Origin of the sequence: Actinomycetospora flava (genome assembly GCF_037400335.1) — a bacterium.
In the GTDB taxonomy this organism is placed as follows: domain Bacteria; phylum Actinomycetota; class Actinomycetes; order Mycobacteriales; family Pseudonocardiaceae; genus Actinomycetospora; species Actinomycetospora flava.
The window spans coordinates 102,546-121,028 of the sequence record NZ_JBBEGM010000006.1 but is presented as its reverse complement, the minus strand read 5'-3'; the positions used below and the strand labels follow the sequence as shown (position 1 = coordinate 121,028).

Below are 18,483 nucleotides of genomic sequence, written 5' to 3'. Positions count from 1 at the left end.
CCTCCGCCGTGTCGCGACGAAATGACCGCGTTGGACCATGAACGGCCATCCGATCGAGCGAACGGTCGAGCCGATACCCGCCTGTGGCGGTGCGCACGGTGGGCGTGTGGTGGACAGCGCCGTGTGGAGTCGGTGACATCGACGAATCGCCGTTTGCCGACCGCACGTCGTGGGTAACGTCGCGCTCACCGCGCGTAGGTCCAGGTGAGGCGGGTGCCACGGCCGCGGCGACCGCTCCGTGGGGACGCCTACCCTCGACGGCGTGACCGCTGCCGATCCAGCGCCCGTGCAGTCCTCCCCGCCCGCTCCCTCCTCGGTCCCGCCCGTCGACACCGTCGACCACGCGGCCGCCACCCCCGACGAGACCCAGCCGCACGCCGCGCTCGGCCTGCGCGACGAGGAGTACGCCCGCATCCGGGACATCCTCGGCCGCCGGCCCACCGAGGCCGAGCTCGCCATGTACTCGGTGATGTGGTCGGAGCACTGCTCCTACAAGTCCTCGAAGGTCCACCTGCGCCGCTTCGGCGAGACGACCACCGAGGCGATGCGCGCGCGCCTGCTCGCCGGGATCGGGGAGAACGCCGGGGTGGTCGACGTCGGCGACGGCTGGGCGGTCACCTTCAAGATCGAGTCGCACAACCACCCGTCGTACGTCGAACCCCACCAGGGCGCGGCCACGGGCGTCGGCGGGATCGTCCGCGACATCATGGCCATGGGCGCCCGCCCGGTGGCCGTGATGGACGGGCTGCGGGTGGGCCCGCTCGACGCGCCGGACACCGCGCGCGTGCTGCCCGGCGTCGTCTCCGGCGTCGGCTTCTACGGCAACTGCCTGGGCCTGCCGAACATCGGCGGCGAGGTCGTCTTCGACCCGAGCTACTCCGGGAATCCGCTGGTCAACGCCCTGTGCGTGGGCGTCCTGCGCCACGAGGACCTGCATCTGGCCTTCGCCTCGGGTGCGGGCAACAAGATCGTGCTGTTCGGGGCGCGCACGGGTCTCGACGGCATCGGCGGGGTCTCGGTGCTCGCGTCGGAGACGTTCGCGGAGGGCACAGGGCGCAAGAAGCTGCCGAGCGTGCAGGTCGGCGACCCGTTCGCCGAGAAGGTGCTCATCGAGTGCTGCCTCGAGCTCTTCGGCGCGGGCCTCGTGGTCGGCATCCAGGACCTCGGCGGGGCCGGGCTGTCCTGCGCGACGAGCGAGCTCGCCAGCGCTGGCGACGGCGGCATGCACGTCGACCTCGACACCGTCCCGCTGCGCGCCGCCGACATGACCGCGGCCGAGATCCTCTCCAGCGAGTCGCAGGAGCGGATGTGCGCGGTGGTGACGCCCGAGAACGTCGACGCGTTCATGGCGGTGTGCCGGCGCTGGGACGTGACGGCCACCGTCATCGGCGAGGTCACCGACGGCGACCGCCTGCAGATCACCCACCACGGCGAGACGGTGGTCGACGTCCCGCCGCGCACGGTCGCCCACGACGGCCCGGTCTACGAGCGGCCCTACGCCCGCCCGGCGTGGCAGGACGCGCTGCAGGCCGACTCGGTCGCCGGGCGGGCGGTGCCGTCGGGGCCCGGCGAGCTCGCCGGGCAGATCCGCGCGCTCGTCGCCTCGCCCGCCCTCGCGCCGCGGACCTGGGTCACCGAGCAGTACGACCGCTACGTGCGCGGCAACACGACGGCGGCGACCCCGGCCGACGCCGGCGTGGTCCGCGTCGACGAGGCCGGCGGGCGCGGCGTCGCGGTGTCGATCGACGCCAACGCGCGCTTCTGCCAGCTCGACCCCCGGGCGGGCGCGCAGCTCGCGCTCGCCGAGTCGGTGCGCAACGTCGCGTCGTCGGGGGCCGTGCCGGTGGCGGTCACCGACTGCCTGAACTTCGGCTCGCCCGAGGACCCGGCCGTGATGTGGCAGTTCGCCGAGGCCGTCGCGGGTCTCGCCGACGCCTGCGCAGCCCTGGGCCTGCCCGTGACCGGCGGCAACGTGAGCTTCTACAACCAGACCGGCACGGCGGCGATCCTGCCGACCCCGGTGGTCGGCGTGCTCGGGATCCTCGAGGACGTGGCGCGGGCGGTGCCGCACGGGCTCGGGCGACCGGGCGACGCCGTGTGGCTGCTCGGCGAGACCCGCGACGAGCTCGACGGCTCGACGTGGGCCGGCGTGGTGCACGACCACCTGGGCGGCCGCCCGCCCGCCGTGGACCTCGCCGCCGAGGCCCGGCTCGCCGCGCTCATGGCGGGGGCCGCGGCCGACGGGCTGCTCTCGGGGTCCCACGACCTCTCCGACGGCGGCCTCGCCCAGGCGCTCGTCGAGGCGGCGCTCGCCACCGGCCGGGGTGCCACCGTGACCCTGCCGCCCGCGCCGGGCCTCGACCCCGCGACCGTGCTGTTCTCCGAGACCGGTGCGCGGATGCTCGTGACCGTGGCCCCGGGCGACGAGGCGGAGCTCGCCCGCCGGTGCGTCGAGGCGGGCCAACCGGCCGCGCGCCTCGGCGACGTCGGCGGGGACACGCTGCGCATCGACGGCGTCGCCGACCTCCCGCTGGCGGAGCTCCGCGCCCTCGGCGAGGCGACGCTGCCCGCCGTCCTGGGCTGAGCGCGCGGGCCTTGCTGCAGCGAGCGTCCTCTCGGCGTGCTCAAGGGGATGTTCGCTGCTCCTGTGCGCACGAGGTCCCCGTTGATCACGGGAGCGCCGGGCTCGCCGCCCCGGCTCCGGTGATCAGGAGCGCGCCATCCCCCTCCGAGCGCCCGTCGAGGTCGATACCGCGCTCGTGATCTCCCCGCCCGCTCTCCCCGCCCATCGAGCGCGTGGCGATACGGACATCCAGTGTCAGCGACGCCACGTCGCTGACACGTCCAGCGCCTCCACGAACGCGCGGCCGTAGCGCCGGTAGCCGCGGCCGTTGGGGTGCGCCAGGTCCGGTCCGACCTCCCAGAGCCGCATCCGGTGCGTCGCGGCCTCGAGGGCGACGGGGCGCAGGGCCGGGTGGGCGGCGATGACCTCGCGCGCGACGGCGGACAGGACCGCGGCGTGCCGCTGCGGCGCCCCGCGCTGCAGGTCCGGGACGTCGGCGACGAGCGCGCCGGCGGGCAGGGCCGCACAGACGGCGTCGAGGTCGCGGCGGAAGTCCTCGGGGGCGACGTCCTGGGCGGCGTCGTTGGTCCCGACCGCGAGGGCGACGATCGTGCGGGGGTCGTCGAGCGCCCCCGGCGGCACCTCCGGCAGCTGCGCGGCGAGCACGTCGGCGACCGTCGCCCCGACGACGCCGAGGTTCACGACGCGCACGCGCACGCCGTCGCGCGCCTCGAGCGCGTCGGCGAGCCGCCCCGCCCACGACCGCTCGGGGTGCACGGCACCCAGCCCCTGGGCGAGCGAGTCGCCGAGCGCCACGAGCAGCACGTCGCCGGGGCTGCGTCGGCGGCGGCGCCAGTAGGCGGCGTGGTCGGGCTCCATCGTCGTCGCGAGCCTCAGCCGCCGCGCCTGCACGACGACGACGGCGAGCACGAGGGTCAGGACGAGGGAGCGGGCGCGCGGCACGTCTCTATCCTGGTCGACCGTGCCCCGCCGAGCCCCGAACCCCGCGCAGGTGCGCGAGGAGCTGCTCGCGGTCGCCCCGTGGGTCCGCGACCCCGAGGCGCACGAGCGCCCGCCCCGCCCCGTGCTGGCCGCGGCCGTCCGGTCGTCGCTGCGCACCCTGGAGCACACCGCACCGGGGCATTCGGTCGAGGTGCGCGTGCCGCCGTTCGGCGCCGTCCAGTGCATCGAGGGGCCGCGCCACACCCGGGGGACGCCGCCGAACGTCGTCGAGACCGACGCCGCCACCTGGCTCGCGCTCGCTCTCGGGCTCCTGAGCTGGGACGAGGCCGCAGAACGGGTATCCGCCTCGGGGCACCGGGCGGCGGAGATCGCGCGGTGGCTCCCGGTGGTGGACGTTCACCAAAGGGGTGAAGACGGCTGAGCCGTCCCGGTTGCGCCCGTACGATGCCCATTACCGACGGACACGTGCCCGACAGGGGGGAGGCCCGGTGCAGCGGCCGAGCTGGGCTCCCGAGGACGTGGACATCGATCGTCCCAGCGCCGCCCGGGTGTACGACTACTACCTGGGCGGCGGCCACAACTTCGCGGTCGACCGCGCGATGGCCGCCCGCGCCGTCGCCGACTGGCCCGAGCTCCCGCGCATCATGCAGGCCAACCGGGCCTTCCTGCGCCGCGCCGTGCGCTACCTGGCGGACCAGGGGTTCGACCAGTTCCTCGACATCGGGTCGGGCATCCCGACGGTCGGCAACGTCCACGAGGTCGCCCACGCGACGAACCCCGATGCCCGGGTGGTCTACGTCGACATCGACCCGGTGGCCGTCGCGCATTCCCGCGCGATCCTCGCCGACGACCCCCGCACCGGCGTCGTCCAGCGCGACTTCGCCGAGGTCGCGGCCGTCCTCGACGACCCGGTCACCCGCTCGCTGATCGACCCCTCCCGCCCCGTCGCGGTGCTGGTGGTCGCGCTGCTGCACTTCGTCGGCGACGAGCGCCGCCCCGGCGAGGTGCTCGCCCGCTACCGCGAGGCGATGGCCCCGGGCAGCCACCTCGTGGTCAGCCACGCCAGCGCGGACGGCGCCCCCGACCGCGCCGACGACCACCAGGCGCTCTACCGGCGCACCGCGACGCCGATGCGGATGCGCACCCGCGACGAGGTCGCCGCGCTCCTCGACGGCTTCACGCTCGTCGACCCGGGGCTGGTGTTCCTGCCCGAGTGGCGGCCCGACGACCCGTCCGCCGTGCTCGAGCACCCCGAGCGCTTCACCGGCTACGCGGCCGTGGGACGTCGTGACTGAGCCGCACGGGACGCGCAGCGGAGCCGAGCCGGACCCCGTCGACGCCCTCGCCATCGCGTGGGCCGACGAGGTCGAGGGGACCAGCTACGTCCCGATGGCGGTCGACGAGCTGCAGGCCCACCTGCGCGAGCTCGCCGGGCTCGTGATCGACGCCGTCCTCGCCGACCCGCCGCGGCCGGACGCGGGCGCCGAGGTCGGCCGCCGCCTCGTGGCCGCGCACTTCACCGGCCCGGAGACGCTCGAGCGCACGGTGCTGCTGCTCGACGAGCAGCTCCCGGCCCTCCTCGACCCGGCGGTGCTCCCGGCCGTCCACGCGCTGACCGGCACGCTCGCCGGCGGCTACGCGGCCGCCCTGCGCGACCGGACGCTCGACGAGCAGGAGGCGATCCGCCGGGCGGTGCTCGCGGCCCGCCACCACACCGAGCAGGCGCTGCACGCCAGCGAGGCCCGGTTCCGCGCGATGTTCCACGAGGCCGCCATCGGCATCGGTCTCGGCGACATGGACGGCCGGATCCTCGAGGTCAACCCGGCGATGACGCGGATGTTCGGGCACACCGCCGACGAGTTCCGCCGCCTGACCGTCGGCGACCTCACCCACCCCGACGACGCCCCGTCGGTGTGGCGGCTCTACGAGCGCCTGCTGCGCGGCGAGATCGACAACTTCCGGCTCGAGAAGCGGTTCTTCCGGCGCAGCGGCAAGGAGATCGTCGGGCACCTGACGCTCTCGCTGGTGCGCGACGCGCAGGGCCGGCCGACCTACCAGCTGGCCATGCTCGAGGACGTCAGCGAACGGCACCGGCTGCAGGAGAACCTCGAGTACCAGGCGTACCACGACCCGCTCACGAAGCTCGCGAACCGCGCGAAGTTCACCGAGCGCCTCGAGCGCGTCTTCACCCGCGAGGGTCCGGACTCCCTGCGCCGGGTCGGGGTCTGCTTCCTCGACCTCGACGGCTTCAAGACGATCAACGACAGCCTCGGCCACAGCGTCGGCGACCGCATGCTCCAGGAGGTGGCGCGCCGGCTCGGGTCGTGCGTCACCGACGGCGAGCTGATCGCGCGCATGGGCGGCGACGAGTTCGTGGTGCTCGTCGAGGACTCCCACGGCGTCGACCGCCTCGTCGGCCTCGCCGACCGCGTCCTCGCCGCCCTGGCCCCGCCGCTGCCGCTGGCCGGCCAGGAGCTCGTCGTCGGCGCGAGCATCGGGGTCGTCGAGCAGGCGGTCCGCGAGACCACCGCGTCCGAGCTGATGCGCGCCGCGGACATCACGCTCTACACCGCGAAGGCCGAGGGCCGCGGGCGCTGGGCCGTCCACGACCCCGGCCGCGACGAGGCCGAGACCGCGCGGTTCACGCTGTCCGCGGCCCTGCCCTCGGCGGTCGCGCACAACGAGTTCTTCGTGCTCTACCAGCCGCTGGTGTCGCTCGCCGACCACCGCGTGCGCGGGGTCGAGGCCCTGGTCCGCTGGCAGCACCCGCGCCTCGGGGTGCTCTCGCCGTCGCTGTTCATCGGGCCCGCCGAGGAGACCGGCATCATCGTCGAGCTCGGCCGCCGCGTGCTCGAGTACGCGTGCCGCGACGCGCGCGCCTGGCAGGACGAGTTCGGCGACGCCGCACCCTTCGTCAGCGTCAACGTCGCCCAGCGCCAGCTCGCCGAGCCCGCGCTCGTCTCCGAGGTCGCCGACCTGCTCGACCGCACCGGCCTGCGGCCCGACCGCCTGCAGATCGAGCTCACCGAGCGGGCGCTGACCGTCGACGAGGGCGCGCCGCTCAAGGCCCTCGACGGGCTGCGCGCCATGGGCGTGCGCATCGCCGTCGACGACTTCGGCACCGGCTACTCGAACCTGTCCTACCTGCGCAAACTGCCCGTCGACGTCATCAAGCTCGACGGCTCGTTCGGTGAGGGTCTGCGCGAGGAGGAGCTCTCCGACGAGGTCGACGAGGTCATCGTCGGCACCCTGGTCGCCCTCGGTCATGCGCTCGGCCTCACGGTCACCGCGGAAGGTGTGGAGACCGGCCCGCAGGCGGCGCGGCTGCGCGCGCTGGGCTGCGACGAGGGCCAGGGCTGGCTGTTCGCGCCCGCGCTCCCCGCCGCCGACATCGCGCGCATGGTGCGGCGCGGGGCCCCGCTCGGGGATCCGGCGGCGCGCCCGGGCGGCGATCTCCTGGGTGCCTGAGTCCCCCGTGGCTGAGACGCGGATCGCGGCGCGTCCTGCCCACGGGTCCCCGGCCGCGCGTAGTCTGGGTGCGGCACGACTCGTGGCACCCCGTCGACAAGGAGCCGTCCCGGTGGACCCAGCCGGAAACGATCCGCGGCCCACGTCAACCACCACCGCTCCGCCCGAGACCCCGCAGGCCCCCGCGTTCGACGAGGGGCCCAAGGAGGAGTGCGGCGTCTTCGGCGTGTGGGCGCCCGGCGAGGAGGTCTCGAAGCTCACGTACTTCGGGCTCTTCGCTCTCCAGCACCGCGGCCAGGAGGCCGCCGGCATGGCGGTCAGCGACGGCCGCCAGATCGTGGTCTTCAAGGACCTCGGGCTGGTCAGCCAGGTCTTCGACGAGCAGTCGCTGTCGTCGCTGCGGGGCCACCTCGCGGTCGGCCACACCCGCTACTCGACCACCGGCTCGCCGACCTGGGAGAACGCTCAGCCGACCTTCCGCACCACGGCGGCCGGCACGGGGCTCGCGCTCGGGCACAACGGCAACCTGGTCAACACCGCCGAGCTGGTGCGTCGTCGCGACGCGCCGGCCCCGGTGGGCGCGAGCACCGGCCACGGCGGCGGCAACCGCCGGCCCCGCTCCGCGCTCGACGGCGCGACCACCGACTCGGACGTCGTCACCGGCCTGCTCGCCGACGCGGCCGCCGACCTCGGGGTCGAGGAGGCGGCGCTGCGCCTGCTGCCGGACCTCCAGGGCGCCTTCAGCCTCGTGTTCTCCGACGAGACGACGCTCTACGCGGCCCGCGACCGCCACGGGGTCCGCCCGCTGGTGCTCGGCCGGCTCGACCGCGGCTGGGTCGTGGCGTCGGAGACCGCGGCGCTCGACATCGTCGGCGCCTCGTTCGTCCGCGAGGTCGAGCCCGGCGAGCTCATCGCCATCGACGCCGAGGGCCTGCGCAGCTCGCGCTTCGCCGCCCCGGAGCCCAAGGGCTGCATCTTCGAGTACGTCTACCTCGCCCGCCCGGACACCTCGATCGCCGGCCGCGGGGTGCACTCCGCCCGCGTCGAGATCGGGCGCCGCCTGGCCGACGAGCACCCGGCCGAGGCCGACCTCGTCATCCCCGTCCCGGAGTCGGGCACGCCGGCCGCCATCGGCTACGCGGAGCGCTCCGGCATCCCGTACGGCCAGGGCCTGGTGAAGAACGCCTACGTCGGGCGCACGTTCATCCAGCCCTCGCAGACCATCCGCCAGCTGGGCATCCGCCTCAAGCTCAACCCGCTGCGCGAGATCATCCGGGGCAAGCGGCTCGTGGTCGTCGACGACTCGATCGTCCGCGGCAACACCCAGCGCTCCCTGGTGCGGATGCTCCGCGAGGCCGGGGCCGTCGAGGTCCACGTGCGCATCGCGAGCCCGCCCGTGCGCTGGCCGTGCTTCTACGGCATCGACTTCGCCTCGCGTGCCGAGCTCATCGCCAACGGCCTCGAGGACGAGGGCGTGCGCCGCTCCGTCGGCGCCGACAGCCTCGGCTACATCTCCGAGGACGGCCTCGTCGCGGCCACCGACCAGCCGCGCTCGCGCCTGTGCACCGCCTGCTTCTCCGGCGAGTACCCCATCCCGCTGCCGTCCGACGCGATGGTCGGCAAGCACCTGCTCGAGGACGTCACCGGCGCCAGCTGCGGCGACGGCGGCTCCGGCGGGCCGGTGGTCCACACCGGGCACACCACGAACGGTGCCGGGATGTCACGGGAGACGGAGCGCAGCGGAGCCCGACCCGACATGCTGGGGACGCCGGGTTACGGTGCCGAGGACGCCCTCAGCCGTCCCTAGCGGACGGTCTCGACGGGTCGAGCCCCGGCTCCGCTCCGTCCCCATCCCCTGCCGCATGCCCAGCGAGGATCCCCACCGATGACCCACGCCCCCGAGAACCCCGACGCACCGCAGGCCAGCTACGCGGCGGCCGGTGTGGACGTCGAGGCGGGCGAGCGTGCGGTCGACCGGCTCAAGCCGCTCGCCAAGTCGACCTCCCGCGCGGAGGTCCTCGGCGGCATCGGCGGGTTCGCGGGGCTCTTCGCGCTGCGCAGCGGCAAGTACCGCGAGCCCGTGCTCGCGGCGTCCACCGACGGCGTCGGCACCAAGCTCGCCGTCGCGCAGGCCGCCGACCGGCACGACACCGTGGGCCGCGACCTCGTGGCGATGGTCGTCGACGACCTCGTCGTGTGCGGGGCCGAGCCGCTGTTCCTGCAGGACTACCTGGCGATCGGGAAGCTCGTCCCGGAGAAGGTCGAGAAGATCGTCTCGGGGATCGCCGAGGGCTGCCGGCTGGCGGGCTGCGCGCTGCTCGGCGGCGAGACCGCCGAGCACCCCGGGGTCATGGAGCCCCACCACTACGACCTCTCGGCCACCGGCGTGGGGATCGTCGAGGCCGACGGCATGCTCGGGCCCGACCGCGTGCGTCCCGGCGACACGGTCGTCGCCATGGCCTCGTCAGGGCTGCACTCCAACGGCTACTCGCTCGCCCGCCAGGTGCTGCTCGAGATCGGGCGGATGTCCCTCGACGGCCACGTCGAGGAGTTCGGCCGGACGCTGGGCGACGAGCTCCTCGAGCCCACCCGCATCTACGCCCGCGACTGCCTCGCCGTGGCCGCGGAGACCGACGTGCGCACGTTCGCCCACGTCACCGGCGGCGGCCTGTGCGCCAACCTCGCCCGGGTCCTGCCCGCCGGCCTCACCGCCGAGCTGGACCGCACGACCTGGACCCCGGCGCCGGTCTTCAAGCTCATCGCCTCCCGCGGACGCGTGACCCGCGACGAGATGGAGAAGACCTTCAACATGGGCGTCGGCATGGTCGTCGTCCTGCCGCCCGACGACGTCGACCGCGCCATGGCGGTGCTGACCGCCAAGCATGTGCCGTCGTGGGTGCTCGGCGAGGTGCGGGCGACCACGGAGGCCGACGAGGCACCGGCCGAGGCCGGCCACGCCGTCCTCCGGGGCGACCACCCACGGTTTTGAGTCAGTCGTCGGGCATGAGCTCCGAGTGGAGCTTGAGGACCCGCTGACCGTCGGACTGCTCCAGCACGTAGGCAGGGTTGTCGTCCGACCCGTTACGGGTCTTCTTCTTGCCGTCGATGGTGCGCTCGACGCGTTCGGTGTGGACTTCCTGGACGGTCGCCTCGGCCTGGCCGGGACCCCAGTTCCACTTGACGTCGTCGCCCTTGCTGAACGCCTTCGTCACGGGTACTCCTCGCGCTCGACGGTGCCGCTCGCTGGTGAGCGGCGATCGAGCGCGGTTACCCGCCCGGGAAGCGGCGAAGCACGCCGTCCCCGAGCGGATCACCCCGTGTCAGCGGAGCGAGCGGAAGTCACCGCTCGTCGTAGCTGTACTCACCCCAGCGTGCGTCGACCTGGTCGTCGTCGTCGGAGCGTCGCGTGAACGGGTCCTCGCCGCTGCCCAGTTCCTGCTGCAGCTTGTCGAAGTCCGTGTTCGGGGAGCTGTACTTGAGCTCTCGGGCCACCTTCGTCTGCTTGGCCTTGGCTCGTCCGCGTCCCATGGGTGGACCCCCTCGCACAGGGCGGGGGCGGCCGGAGCGTCTCCGGCGGCCCCCTGAAATCTGAGGTAACTCTCGTGCCCACGACAATACCGTGTGTCCGATCGGGGTCGCGACGTGACATGGCACGATCGACGGCCGTGCCCGCACCCTTCGTCTGCTACCTGCGCGTGTACGAACCGCTCGGTGCGCTGCGTGGACCGTTGGCCCAGCGGGTGCGGGCCGGACTGGCCCGTGGAGCCGTTCCCGTGGTGGACGCGGGCCGCCGCGATCGAGAAGTGTGTCTTCGCGCACAGTTGGGGGTCCCGCCCCGTCTGTTGCCCGGCGAGCGCATCGACGGCACCGCCATCGACGCCCCCGCGGACGTCCTGCTCGCCGAGGGGCCGGGGGGTGCCGCGGGGCAGGAACCGATCGGTCCGCAGACCCTCGTCTGCCCCCTCGAGACCCGCCCGCGGGCGGCCGCGGCGCTCGTCGGCTTCCTGTCGAGCGAGACGCCGGTCCTGCGCACGGCCGCGCTGACCGCGGAGGAGTCGGTGGTGCGCTCGCGCGCCGAGGCCGTCGTCGCCGAGCTCGGCGACTCCGCGACGCACATCGTCTCGGCGACCTGGACGGTGCCGCTGCCGTGGTTCGCGCTGGTGGAGCCGGCCGAGCGGATCCTCGTCCTGCCCAGCGACGACGCCGTCACCGCGCCCGAGGCGCCGACCCGCCGCTGCTACTGGCGGGTGCCGATGGCCGACGCGCTGTCCCGCGCCGACGCCGCCGCGGACCTCCTCGCCGACACCCTCGGCGACGACGGTCCCTCCGACGTGCTGCGCGACACCGCCCGCTGGCTGCGCCACTTCGACCCGGGCGCGCTCGTCGAGCTCGACTACGGCGGGCTCGTGGCGCTCATGGACGACCAGACGCTGGCCGCCGACACCTCCGCGGAGGACGTCGCCGAGGCGCTCGAGGCCCTGCGTGCGGGCGACGCCGAGAAGGCGATGGCGAGCTACCGGCGCCTGCGCGACTTCTGGGCCGGCCGGGCGGCCCACCAGCGCGCCAACTGAGCCGAGGCTCCGACCGCCGGATCAGGCGCCCTCGCGCTCGCGGCGCAGCAGGTCGTCCACCGAGGCCGAGCCGTCGCGGTAGCGCCGGCCCATCTCGTCGTTGCACGCGTCCATGACCTGCTGCACGCGGCCGCGGTGCTCCGAGACCGAGCCCTCCTCGGCGGCGTAGGCCGTGGCGGCGGCGGTGAGGTCGTCGTCGGGGAGCGTCGCCACGTCGGACAGGCCCGTGTCGGCGAGCAGGGCCTCGACGTGACGCCGGTGCGACTCGGCGCGCGAGGGCTGGACGGTGTGGTGGCGCCCGCGGCCCGCCGACGGGCCGAGCGCGTTGTCGGCGAGGATGCGCGGCAGCTCGTCGACCAGCGACGGGCCGTCCTCGCCGCGCGCGGTCGCGACCCGCCGACGCTGCTCGAACCGGACGATGTCCATCCGCGCGTGCAGGAGCCGCCGCAGGTAGGACAGGTCGGTCTCCTCCTGCGCGGCGTCGTCGCGCTTGGCGCGCACGTCGTCCAGCGGGCAGACCGACAGGTCGGCGAGGAAGGCGGGGTCGAGCACGCGGTCGAGGCGCCGACGACCGCCCTGACGGAACTCGATCATGTGTTCATCGTCGCGCGGGCGGGTGGGGCGTGTCATCCCGCACTCGGGTCGACGCGTCGAGAGGTGCGTGTCGCGCGTGCGCCGGTCGGAGCCGTGCGCCGCCGACGGCCGGGTGTCACCCGAACGTCGGCGCCGCCGACCGGTCGACCCCGTCGCCCAGCACCCCGGCCAGCCACCGCGGGTCGACGTTGCCGCCGCTGACGACGGCGACCGTGCGCCGCGCGCGGTCGGCGGTCGGGAGGGCGAGCCAGCCTGCGGTCGCGACGGCGCCGCTCGCCTCGCACGGCACGCCCGCGGCGTGCAGGCGCCGGGTCGCGTCGGCGATGGCCTCCTCGTCGACGGTGACGACGTCGGCGACGAGGTCGCGCACGTACGGCCAGGTCAGCTCGCCCAGGACGGTGGCGCGCAGGCCGTCGGCGGCGGTCCGGGCCACCTGCTCGCGGGGGAACCGGACGCGCTCGCCCGCCCGCTTGCTCGCCGCCGCGTCACCGGCGAGCGCCGGCTCGGCGCCGAGCACCCGGACGCCCGAGTCCCGCAGCGCCGCGGCGATCCCGCTGATCAGCCCGCCGCCGCCGATCGGGACGACGACCTGCTCGACGTCCGGCCGGTCGGCGAGGATCTCCGCGCCGACGGTGCCCTGGCCCGCGATGACGTGCGGGTGGTCGTAGGGCGGGATCAGCGTCCCGCCGGTCCCGGCGACGACGGCGGCCGCGGCGGACTCGCGCTCGTCGGCGGGGACCCGGACCAGCCGCGCCCCGAGCCCGGCCATCGCCTCGACCTTCGCCGCCACCGCGTCGTCGGGCACGACCACGGTGCACGGCACGCCGAGGTGCCGCGCGACCCAGGCGAGCGCCCGGCCGTGGTTGCCCGAGGAGTGGGTGACGAGCCCGGCCGCCTGCTGCTCGGGCGCGAGCCGGCTCGCGGCGTGGAAGGCACCGCGCAGCTTGAACGCGCCGATCGGCTGGAGGTCCTCGCGCTTGACCGCGAAACCGGCCGCGAGGTCGGTCAGCGGGGTGCGGGCCGCCACCCCGTCGAGCACCGCCGCGGCCGCGTCGACGTCGGACGGCCCGAGGAGCGTCACCCCTTCAGGCGCCGCATCGCCGCGCGCCCGGGGGGCTCGCCGGTGTCCGGCGGGATCGAGTCCGGGTCGACCGTCGCGGGGCCGGGCACGACGTCGCTCTCGTCGGACTCCGCGGCGACCCACAGCGGGTCGCCGCCCGGGACGGCCGCGACGGCCGAGCGCTTGAGCAGCGCGAGCGCGACCGTGCCGAGCTCGTGATGGCGCACCGCGGTGCCGATCCGGCCCACGGCCCGGCCGCCCTCCTCCGCGAGCACCGGGGTGCCCGGGGGCGGCAGCGGGTCGTCGCCGGCCTGCAGGTGCAGCAGGACCAGCTGGCGGGGAGGCCGGCCCAGGTTGGCGACGCGCGACACCGTCTCCTGCCCGCGGTAGCAGCCCTTGTGCAGGTGGACGGCCGCGCCGATCCAGCCCATCTCGTGGGGGATCGCGCGCTCGTCGGTGTCCAGGCCGAGGCGCGGCTTCAGGGCGGTGACCCGCAGGGCCTCGAACGCGTCGTGCCCGGCGGGGCGGGCGCCGGCGCCGCGCAGCCGCGACCACCACGCCGCCAGCTCCCCGCGCGGGACGATGAGGTCCACCGCCGCCTCGCTGTCGGGCCCGGGCCACGACATGCGGCGCACGATCCCGCCTTCCCGGGTCGAGCTGCGCTGCGCTGCGTCTCCGCCGCCCGGGAGGGCCGACGCGGTGTGGTCGCCGTGCGGGGCCTCGACGCCGGCGGCGGTGAGCACCTCGTCGACGGCGGGGCCGACGACGGACAGGACGGCCCACTCCGCGGTGGCGTCGGCGACCTCGACCTGCGACCAGAAGCGCATCTTCTCGAGGTAGTCCGCGAGCGCGGCGGCGCGCCCGGGCTCGACGTCGAGCCACACCGTGTCGTCGACGTGGGCGAGGACGGCGTGGTGCTCGACCCGTCCCTGCGCGTCCAGCACGAGCGCCTCGGTCCCGGCGCCCTCGGGCAGGTCCGCGACCTGCTGGGACAGCAGCAGGTGCAGCCAGCTCAGCCGCTCGGGGCCGGTGACGCGCAGGACGCCCCGGTGCGAGCGGTCGACGACGCCCGCGCGGCGGGCCATCGCGCGCTGCTCGTTGAAGGGGTCGCCGTAGTGGGCCGGGACGGCGGCGTCGAGGAGGTCGTCACCGGCGTCGTCGTCGCGGGGCTGCGGGGCGACGGCCCCCGGTTCGTCGAAGGACGGGCTGGTCACGGGGCGACCTCCTCCGCGAGCTCGGCGTCGGCGCGGTCGGCGCAGTCGCGGCACGCCCCCGACAGCGCCACGTGGGTGGCGTCCAGGCGGAACCCGTGGGACCGCCGCAGGGCGGCCGCCAGGTCGTCGAGGGCGTCCGCCTCGATCTCGTCGACCCGGCCGCAGTGGTGGCAGACGAGGTGGACGTGCTCGTGCTCGGAGGTCGCGTACGTCGGCGCGCCGTGCCCGAGGTGGGTGTGCTTGACGACGCCGAGCTGCTCGAGGAGGTCGAGCGTCCGGTAGACGGTGGTGATGTTCACGGCCGGCGCCGTCTCCTGCACCCGCGTGCACACGGCCTCGGGCGTCGCGTGCCCGAGCTCCGAGACCGCGTCGAGCACCAGCTGACGCTGCGGGGTCATGCGCAGGCCACGGCGGTGCAGCGTCTGCCGCAGTTCGGTGTCCACCCCCTCGATGGTAGGCGTCCTGACCACCCCGCGACCCCCGCCCTCGCGGGGCGTCGCCGCCGGGCCGGGTCCCGTGCGTGGGCGGGCCCCGGTCCCTACGATCAGTGGGGTTCCGCGCCGGACCCCCACGGCGGCGGAGAGGACCCGGCAGCAGGCAGGTGACGATGACGACCGGTGAGCAGGGACGCACACCGCCCGACGCCGAGCACTACCTGGATCTCTCGGGTGTCGAGGAGGACAGCCCCGGCCCGCACTTCGACGTCGTGCTGCGGGGGTACGACCGCCGCCAGGTCGACGAGCACGTGGCTGGCCTGCGCCGGATGAACGCCCAGCTCCGGGCGCAGCTCGCGGTGCGGGAGCGGCGGCGCAGCGGGCCCGGCGCGGCCGACACCTCCGCGCTCGAGGGCCGTGCCTCCGACACCGTCCCGGAGGGGCGGCGCGTGCCGCCGCCCGACGACCAGGCGATGGGCCCCGACATGGTCGGCGCCTTCAACGACCGGCTCCGCGGCATCCTGCAGGCCGCCGAGCAGGAGGCCCAGCTGGTCCGCAGCAAGGCCGCCGAGTCCCTGCTGGCCGAGCACGCCGAGTCGCGCGCCGCCCTCGCCGACCTGCGCGCCCAGCGCGACGCCGTCGTCGACGAGCTGGTGCGGCTGCGCGGACGCCTCGACGACATCGTCTCGGGCCCCGTGCGCCCGTCGGCCGTGCCGCCCGGTCCGCCGCGACCCGGCGCGCACCCCGGCCCCGGCGGGCCCGCCGGCCCGGCCGGCCCCTGGCGCGGGCCCGGCCGTCCCGCGCCCCCCGCCCCGGGCCCGCGTCCGCCGTCGCCCTACGCCGCCGGGCCGCCCGTCGCCCCGCCGGCCGGCGTCGGTGCCGAGGGCGGGGTCGGCTCGCCGGCGGAGGACACGGTGACCGTGGCCGCCGCGGGCGACGCGACCGCCGACACGGCCGACACCGCCGACACGGCCGACGCGGTCCCGGCCGTCGAGCCGGTCCGGTCCGGCGGCGAGCCCGACGCCGACCCCGACGCCGCCCCCGCCGCCGAGGTCGATGTCACCGAGGGCGCCCGCCCGGCGTCCGGACCGACCCAGGTGACGCCGTCTGCCCCGGAGCGTGCGGCAGACGGGTGACACGTTCCGACGTTCCGTGACCATCGAGACCCGCGGGACGACTCCGGTCGGCGTACTGTCTGCGGTCATGGGCGTGCTCGAGTCCCCGATCACCTGGATCGTCGTGGCCGCCGTCCTCGTGGTGGTCGCGATCCTGCTGCTGGTGGTGTCCGCCGCGCGGCGCCGTCGTGCCCGCCGGGCGGCCGCCGCCGCGGCGTGGCCGCCGCCGGCGCTGGAGGCGAGCCGGCCGAACTCGGACGCTCCCTGGACGGGCCCGACACCGGTCACCGAGGAGCGCGTGCGGGTGTCCACCCGACAAGCGGTGTCCAACCTGTCCGGCCGCGCCGAGGCCGCCGCGGCGACCCGGTACGCCGAGCCCGACACCGCGCCGCTCGACGTCGACACCATCCGGGCCCGCCTGGCGGCGGAGCTCGCGCGCGCCGACGCGGAGGAAACGCCTGCGGTGACCGCCGAGGAGCCCGCCGCCGAGGAGCCCGCCGCCGAGGAGCCCGCGCCCGAGGAGCCCGCGCCCGAGGGGCCCGCCGACGAGCGGCCCGCGTCGGTGTCGCTGTTCCGCCCGTACGCGCCGACGGTCCCCGCGGTCGTGTCGGCCACCGGCGACCACGGGCCGCACCGGCCCCGGCACGCCGCGCTCGACGGGTCCGACGAGACCGGCGACGACACCGGTGACGCCGGTACCGGGGACACCGCCCCGGAGGCGGCCACGGAGACCACCGGCCCCGACACCGAGTCCGCCAAGGACCGCCTGCTCGGCGTGCTGCTCCGCGACCCCCAGGCCGCGATCGCCGCGCTCGACACCAGGGGCGGCGACGCCGCGGAGGGTGACGTCACCGCGCTGCTGCGCGCCGGTCTCAGCCCGGCGCAGGTGGCCCGGCTGGTCGGGGTCGAGGAGCGCGACCTCGCGACGGTGGTCGCGCGCGGCCTCGGGCTGCTGCCCGCCGCCGATCAGACCGGCGGGATGACCAACGGCGAGAACCGCACCGACGACCCCGGCCGGAGCTGGGCGAACGCCGCGAGCTCGGCCGGGTCGACGACGCCGACGACGGGATAGCCGCCGGTCGTCGGGTGGTCGGCGAGGAACACCACCGGCTGCCCGTCCGGCGGCACCTGCACCGCGCCGCCGACCAGCCCCTCGCTGCGCAGCTCCTCGCCCCGCCGCGCGGCGGCGCGCTCGAGGGCGGGGCCCTCCAGCCGGACGCCGACCCGGTCGCCGGTCGGGGCGACGGTCCACGTCCCGGCGCGCAGGCGCTCGGCGGCGTCGTCGACCCAGTCGGCGCGCGGGCCCAGGTGCAGGCGCACCCGCACGGCGTCGGGGGCCGCGGAGACGCCGAGGGCGCCCGTGCCGACGGGCGGGATCGTCGTCGGTGCCCCGACCGGCAGCCGGGCACCGGCCTCGAGGGGCGCGGGCCCGAGCCCGGAGAGGGTGTCGGCGCTGCGGCTGCCGAGCACCTCGTCGACGACGATCCCGCCGCCGACGGCGAGGTAGCCGCGCAGGCCGGACGTCGGCGGCGGGACGACCACGACGTCGCCGGCGGCGAGGTGGACGGGCTGGTGCGAGGCCGCCGCCCGCTCCCGGTCGTCCCCGCGGCGGATGCGCAGGCCGCCGGGCGGGCCGGTCAGCGCCACGGTCGTCGCCGCGGTGGCGCGCAGGCCGAGCCCCCCGAGGAGGATCTCCAGCCCGGCGGCGTCCGGCGGGTTGCCGACGAGACGCTGCGCCAGCGCGTGCGCGGGACCGTCGAGGGCCCCGGCCGGCGGGACGCCGATGTGGGCCCAGCCGGGCCGGCCGCGGTCGACCACGAGGGCCTGCGGTCCGACCTCGGTGACCACGAGCTCGCGGGTCACGGCCGTCCCGCGTCCCGGAAGCGGACCGTCGTCCCCGGCACGAGCAGCGCCGGGGGGTCGCGGTCGGGGTCGAAGAGGGTCGGCGCGTCGTCCGTCAGCCGTCCGATGAGGCGCCACCCGCCGGGGGAGGTGCGCGGGTAGACGCCGCCGAACTCGCCCGCCACGCCGACCGAGCCCGACGGGATGCGTGGCCGCGGGGTGTCGAGCCGTGGCTGCTGCAGCGCCTCGGGGAGCCCGGCGAGGTAGGCGAAGCCGGGGGCGAAGCCGCCGAACGCGACCGTGAGCTCCGCGCCGGTGTGGGCGGCGACCACCTCGTCGGCCGACCAGCCCGCGTCCCGGGCGACGAGCTCGAGGTCCTCGCCGTCGTAGACCACCGGCAGCTCCACGGTGCCCGCCTCGCGGCGCTCCGGGACGTCGGCCGGGTCCACGTGCTCGAGCAGCGTCCGCACGGCCCGCAGCGCGTCCCGCGACCCGGGTGCGGTCACCAGCACCGTGCGGGCGGCCGGCACCACGTCGACGACGCCGGGCAGGTCGCCCCGGTCGAGGGCGTCCCGGAGCGCGGCGCCCACGGCGGCGACGGCGTCGAGCCCGTCGAGATCGACCAGCAGCGCCTCCGGCCCGGCCGGGAGGACGTCCAC

The 18,483-nt window shown here is 76.0% G+C and carries 18 protein-coding genes; 9 read left to right on the top strand and 9 right to left on the bottom strand.

Annotated elements, in window-relative coordinates; translation table 11 throughout:
• The first annotated feature begins 286 nt into the window (after positions 1–286).
• The gene (gene purL, locus WCD58_RS15835; RefSeq protein ID WP_337704254.1) at positions 287–2,584 is read left to right on the top strand and encodes a phosphoribosylformylglycinamidine synthase subunit PurL; all 2,298 of its coding nucleotides are present in this window, start codon (positions 287–289) and stop codon (positions 2,582–2,584) included.
• A gap of 234 nt (positions 2,585–2,818) precedes the next feature.
• On the opposite strand, the gene WCD58_RS15830 is transcribed toward purL, so the two are convergent.
• Positions 2,819–3,526 carry an SGNH/GDSL hydrolase family protein gene (locus WCD58_RS15830; RefSeq protein WP_337704021.1) on the bottom strand — a complete coding sequence of 236 codons (708 nt, stop codon included), beginning with the start codon at positions 3,524–3,526 and terminating at the stop codon, positions 2,819–2,821.
• A 19-nt stretch (positions 3,527–3,545) separates the two neighbouring features.
• Between WCD58_RS15830 and WCD58_RS15825 the strand changes: the two genes are divergently transcribed.
• The 5 genes from WCD58_RS15825 (at position 3,546) to purM (ending at position 9,983) form a co-directional block, all read left to right on the top strand.
• On the top strand, positions 3,546–3,947 hold the full coding sequence (locus WCD58_RS15825; protein WP_337704020.1) for a sterol carrier family protein: 402 nt from the start codon (positions 3,546–3,548) through the stop codon (positions 3,945–3,947).
• Positions 3,948–4,014: 67 nt separating this feature from the next.
• The gene (locus WCD58_RS15820) at positions 4,015–4,821 is read left to right on the top strand and encodes an SAM-dependent methyltransferase (RefSeq protein WP_337704019.1); all 807 of its coding nucleotides are present in this window, start codon (positions 4,015–4,017) and stop codon (positions 4,819–4,821) included.
• On the top strand, positions 4,814–6,994 hold the full coding sequence (locus WCD58_RS15815; protein WP_337704018.1) for a putative bifunctional diguanylate cyclase/phosphodiesterase: 2,181 nt from the start codon (positions 4,814–4,816) through the stop codon (positions 6,992–6,994). Before WCD58_RS15820 ends, WCD58_RS15815 begins: the two co-directional genes overlap by 8 nt.
• A 226-nt stretch (positions 6,995–7,220) precedes the next feature.
• Entirely contained in the window at positions 7,221–8,801 is a 1,581-nt protein-coding gene (gene purF, locus WCD58_RS15810; protein WP_373696234.1) for an amidophosphoribosyltransferase, read from the top strand.
• A 78-nt stretch (positions 8,802–8,879) separates the two neighbouring features.
• The gene (purM, locus tag WCD58_RS15805; protein WP_337704016.1) at positions 8,880–9,983 is read left to right on the top strand and encodes a phosphoribosylformylglycinamidine cyclo-ligase; all 1,104 of its coding nucleotides are present in this window, start codon (positions 8,880–8,882) and stop codon (positions 9,981–9,983) included.
• Between the two features lies 1 nt (position 9,984).
• On the opposite strand, the gene WCD58_RS15800 is transcribed toward purM, so the two are convergent.
• Together WCD58_RS15800 and WCD58_RS15795 are read right to left on the bottom strand one after the other, a co-directional pair.
• Positions 9,985–10,206 carry a hypervirulence associated TUDOR domain-containing protein gene (locus WCD58_RS15800; RefSeq protein WP_337704015.1) on the bottom strand — a complete coding sequence of 74 codons (222 nt, stop codon included), beginning with the start codon at positions 10,204–10,206 and terminating at the stop codon, positions 9,985–9,987.
• Positions 10,207–10,333: 127 nt separating this feature from the next.
• The gene (locus WCD58_RS15795; protein ID WP_337704014.1) at positions 10,334–10,522 is read right to left on the bottom strand and encodes a DUF3073 domain-containing protein; all 189 of its coding nucleotides are present in this window, start codon (positions 10,520–10,522) and stop codon (positions 10,334–10,336) included.
• 119 nt (positions 10,523–10,641) lie between these two features.
• On the opposite strand from WCD58_RS15795, the gene WCD58_RS15790 reads away from it, so the two are divergent.
• On the top strand, positions 10,642–11,565 hold the full coding sequence (locus tag WCD58_RS15790) for a DUF8083 family protein (RefSeq protein ID WP_507237432.1): 924 nt from the start codon (positions 10,642–10,644) through the stop codon (positions 11,563–11,565).
• 21 nt (positions 11,566–11,586) lie between these two features.
• Here the strand turns inward: WCD58_RS15790 and WCD58_RS15785 are convergent, their stop codons facing one another.
• From WCD58_RS15785 to WCD58_RS15770, 4 genes are all read right to left on the bottom strand, one after another.
• A complete protein-coding gene (locus WCD58_RS15785) occupies positions 11,587–12,159 on the bottom strand; it encodes an RsiG family protein (RefSeq protein ID WP_337704012.1) in 573 nt (190 codons plus the stop codon).
• Between the two features lie 115 nt (positions 12,160–12,274).
• A complete protein-coding gene (locus WCD58_RS15780) occupies positions 12,275–13,240 on the bottom strand; it encodes a threonine ammonia-lyase (RefSeq protein WP_337704011.1) in 966 nt (321 codons plus the stop codon).
• Complete coding sequence (gene ygfZ / locus WCD58_RS15775) at positions 13,237–14,433, bottom strand: CAF17-like 4Fe-4S cluster assembly/insertion protein YgfZ (protein ID WP_337704010.1); 1,197 nt, start codon at positions 14,431–14,433, stop codon at positions 13,237–13,239. The genes WCD58_RS15780 and ygfZ overlap by 4 nt, the downstream gene beginning before the upstream one ends.
• Positions 14,430–14,876: a Fur family transcriptional regulator gene (locus tag WCD58_RS15770; RefSeq protein ID WP_444876320.1), complete on the bottom strand. Its 447-nt coding sequence runs from the start codon at positions 14,874–14,876 to the stop codon at positions 14,430–14,432. The genes ygfZ and WCD58_RS15770 overlap by 4 nt, the downstream gene beginning before the upstream one ends.
• Before the next feature lie 164 nt (positions 14,877–15,040).
• Here WCD58_RS15770 and WCD58_RS15765 point away from each other — a divergent pair, with 164 nt between their 5' ends.
• Both WCD58_RS15765 and WCD58_RS15760 read left to right on the top strand, forming a co-directional pair.
• The gene (locus tag WCD58_RS15765; RefSeq protein WP_337704009.1) at positions 15,041–16,003 is read left to right on the top strand and encodes a hypothetical protein; all 963 of its coding nucleotides are present in this window, start codon (positions 15,041–15,043) and stop codon (positions 16,001–16,003) included.
• A 67-nt stretch (positions 16,004–16,070) separates the two neighbouring features.
• Positions 16,071–17,054, top strand: a complete 984-nt coding sequence (locus WCD58_RS15760) for a hypothetical protein (protein WP_337704008.1) — start codon at positions 16,071–16,073, stop codon at positions 17,052–17,054.
• On the opposite strand, the gene WCD58_RS15755 is transcribed toward WCD58_RS15760, so the two are convergent.
• Together WCD58_RS15755 and WCD58_RS15750 are read right to left on the bottom strand one after the other, a co-directional pair.
• Positions 16,949–17,845, bottom strand: coding sequence for a 5-oxoprolinase subunit C family protein (locus WCD58_RS15755; protein ID WP_337704007.1), 897 nt, complete (start codon positions 17,843–17,845; stop codon positions 16,949–16,951). The genes WCD58_RS15760 and WCD58_RS15755 overlap by 106 nt on opposite strands.
• Positions 17,842–18,483, bottom strand: a complete 642-nt coding sequence (locus WCD58_RS15750; RefSeq protein ID WP_337704006.1) for a 5-oxoprolinase subunit B family protein — start codon at positions 18,481–18,483, stop codon at positions 17,842–17,844. The genes WCD58_RS15755 and WCD58_RS15750 overlap by 4 nt, the downstream gene beginning before the upstream one ends.

Bases quoted from the DNA above. Each gene is read 5' to 3' on its own strand.
- WCD58_RS15790 (WP_507237432.1), top strand. From the start codon at position 10,642: ATGGCACGATCGACGGCCGTGCCCGCACCCTTCGTCTGCTACCTGCGC.
- WCD58_RS15765 (WP_337704009.1), top strand. From the start codon at position 15,041: ATGACGACCGGTGAGCAGGGACGCACACCGCCCGACGCCGAGCACTAC.
- purM (WP_337704016.1), top strand. From the start codon at position 8,880: ATGACCCACGCCCCCGAGAACCCCGACGCACCGCAGGCCAGCTACGCG.
- WCD58_RS15785 (WP_337704012.1), bottom strand. From the start codon at position 12,159: ATGATCGAGTTCCGTCAGGGCGGTCGTCGGCGCCTCGACCGCGTGCTC.
- WCD58_RS15760 (WP_337704008.1), top strand. From the start codon at position 16,071: ATGGGCGTGCTCGAGTCCCCGATCACCTGGATCGTCGTGGCCGCCGTC.
- WCD58_RS15795 (WP_337704014.1), bottom strand. From the start codon at position 10,522: ATGGGACGCGGACGAGCCAAGGCCAAGCAGACGAAGGTGGCCCGAGAG.